3 protein-coding genes and 1 pseudogene are annotated in these 2,616 nt (G+C 47.8%); all 4 read left to right on the plus strand.

Annotation, left to right across the window (positions count from 1 at the left end):
- On the plus strand, positions 1-573 hold a 573-nt coding region (ccsB, locus tag RMO79_RS23810; RefSeq protein WP_310485755.1), incomplete at its 5' end, for a c-type cytochrome biogenesis protein CcsB.
- A gap of 77 nt (positions 574-650) precedes the next feature.
- Entirely contained in the window at positions 651-1,568 is a 918-nt protein-coding gene (locus RMO79_RS23815) for a KGK domain-containing protein (RefSeq protein WP_310485756.1), read from the plus strand.
- A gap of 87 nt (positions 1,569-1,655) precedes the next feature.
- A complete protein-coding gene (folB, locus tag RMO79_RS23820; protein ID WP_310485757.1) occupies positions 1,656-2,036 on the plus strand; it encodes a dihydroneopterin aldolase in 381 nt (126 codons plus the stop codon).
- A 139-nt stretch (positions 2,037-2,175) separates the two neighbouring features.
- Positions 2,176-2,616 (plus strand): annotated as a pseudogene (locus RMO79_RS23825) (hypothetical protein); the annotation flags it as partial.

Below are 2,616 nucleotides of genomic sequence, written 5' to 3' on the forward strand. Positions count from 1 at the left end.
TCTTATGCCACTTTATTAGTCGGATCTGTACTGGCGATCGCCTTTTTGTTCGTCACGCGCGGACAAGAAATCGAACTGCGGGGGAGTTCGTTTGGTGGGAGCGGTTATCGCTTGACTAGTAGTTTAGCGACTCAGAATCTGGCTGTAGATAATACTAGTGCTGTCATGCCAATAAATACGAGCGATTTGGGGCAAACCGCAGTATTAGAATTACCAACGATGGCGGCAACAGCAACATTAACACCACAACGATTGAGTTTGGCAGATACCCTAGACAATATTAGCTATCGGATTATCGGTTTAGGATTTCCCTTACTCACCATTGGCATTATTGCTGGTGGCGTATGGGCAAATGAAGCTTGGGGTTCTTATTGGAGCTGGGATCCTAAAGAAACTTGGGCGTTAATTTTGTGGTTGGTGTTTGCTGCGTACTTGCACTCGCGAATTACTAAAGGCTGGCAAGGACGCAAACCCGCCATTTTAGCCACAGTTGGCTTTGCCATCGTCTGGATTTGTTACCTTGGGGTCAACTTACTGGGTAAAGGATTACACAGCTATGGGTGGTTTATGTAATATTATGTTAGCGATCGGGGTGAATACCGATCGTTAGCTAGCTCGAATATATACAAAGGTCGCAGTTATTGGAGATTATGATGAACCATCGTTTTGAGTCTTTGGAAAGTGGCGAAGTTATTTCCGTCCAGCACGACACACCAGTATTGAGCGGTCATCGCACCTTTAGAGTCGGCGAGTTAAATGAGGCAATCGAAAGTCATCTCAAACAAGCTATCGCCAACTGGAGTGAAGAAAATAACGGCTGGTTTACGCCAGAGGGTCTAGAATGTGAAGCCCTGAGATTTGGGTCTAAAGGCTGGCAAAAGGGTCGGATTAGGCTGTGTTTAGAATTTTGTCCAGATGAGTCAAATCTCTCCGCCCAAGCCACTACTAGCACCAACGCGTCTGCTGGGGCACCCGTACCAACTCCATTAATGGGGCAAACGGTTCCGCAACCCCCACCACCACCTCACCTATCAGCAACCGATAATTCGGATTTCGATCGCAACCATACTGTCAATGTCAATGCTACTCCAGTCGAAAGTCAGGCAGCACTCGATCCGCTTTCAGTAGCATTACCAATAGCCGGGATGGCGGCAATCGGCACGGTAGCCGCGACGACAGCAGTGGCAACCCCAGCCCCCCAGCCAGCAGTCTCAGAGCCGACAATCGTGCCACATTTGGCCGATACCCCACTAGAACTGGAAGAACATCATGCCGAGCCGAGTATTTCCCATAGTGGCAGTTTGGATGAGATTGCCTTTGACTTCGATCTCGTCGATAAAGATCGAGGGGTTGCTGCCCCAAATGGCATGATGGAGCTAGATCTCACCGATCTAAGTCTAGATTTTTCCGAGCACGATTTACTCGGTTTTGAGCATCATGGCATGTCCGATGGGTTGATGGATGACTCGATCGATCTTCACAATCTCGGTAATGGTGAAAATTCGGGGATGCTCATCGATGAAGTTTGGAACGAACTCAATCAGGGCAATTGGACGGGAATTAATTAGGATCGATTTTCCCCATCGTCAGTTTTAACCCTTGCTTTCAACTGTAAGGGTTTATTCATGCCGATATTTTGTAATTCTGGCTAATATATGGACGTAATTCAACTAACAGGAATCCGGTGTTACGGTTATACCGGATATTTGCATGAAGAACAAATTCTCGGACAATGGTTTGAAGTCGATTTGCGAATCGGTATCGATCTTGCTCCTGCGGGTCAAAGCGATCGAATCGAAGATACACTAGACTATCGCAGTATCATTTCGGCAGTTAAAGAGATAATTGCAACTGCTAAGTTTGCTCTCGTCGAAAAGCTTGCCGAAACGATCGTCACTAACGTCTTAGCTCACGACATGGTGCGGCAAGTCGAGCTGAAATTACACAAGCTCGCTGCACCCATTCCCGATTTTGGCGGCAAAATTACGATCGAATTAACCAGAGAGAAGGAGCGGGGAGCGGGGAGCGGGGAGTAAAAATAAATCCATGATCCCAGTCACCCAGTCACCCCGTCCCCCATCTTTAACTTACGTAAAGATCGGGATTCCGCTCGATCGAATGAGTCCAAATCGGGTAGTCTAAAAGATAAGGATCGTGACTCTATTAGGGGCTTTTATGAGTGTACAATTGCAGCGTCCGCTTTTAATTGGTGGGATTGGGTTGACAGTAGGTTTGTGGGGTTTGGATAGTGTCGCGCACAGTCTATCTGGCGTTGGTGAGTGGTTAACTTTAGGGACGATGGCCGCAGGTGGCGGGTACTGGTGGTACACTCAGCACGGGAATAGATCGCAAGTGCCAGCCGCGAAGATCGATATCGATCGGGCAACACTCGATCGAGCGATCCAGCAGGTAGAATTAGTCATCGGTCAACTCACGATCGAAAGTCCCGATTATCCCCAGATCGATCGATTCAAACAACAATTAATTCGAGCTACGAATAATCTAACGCGATCGGAGCGTCAGATTGCGATTACTGGCGGTCAAAAAGTGGGTAATAGCAGCCTGATGCAGCAACTAACCACCACACCAGTCGTCTGCTCCACACCGCTTAAATAC

Origin of the sequence: Chamaesiphon sp. VAR_48_metabat_403 (assembly GCF_031422475.1) — a bacterium.
In the GTDB taxonomy this organism is placed as follows: Bacteria; Cyanobacteriota; Cyanobacteriia; order Cyanobacteriales; family Chamaesiphonaceae; genus Chamaesiphon.

Coding starts and splice junctions, on each gene's coding strand:
- RMO79_RS23815 (WP_310485756.1), top strand. CDS start 651: ATGATGAACCATCGTTTTGAGTCTTTGGAAAGTGGCGAAGTTATTTCC.
- folB (WP_310485757.1), top strand. CDS start 1,656: ATGGACGTAATTCAACTAACAGGAATCCGGTGTTACGGTTATACCGGA.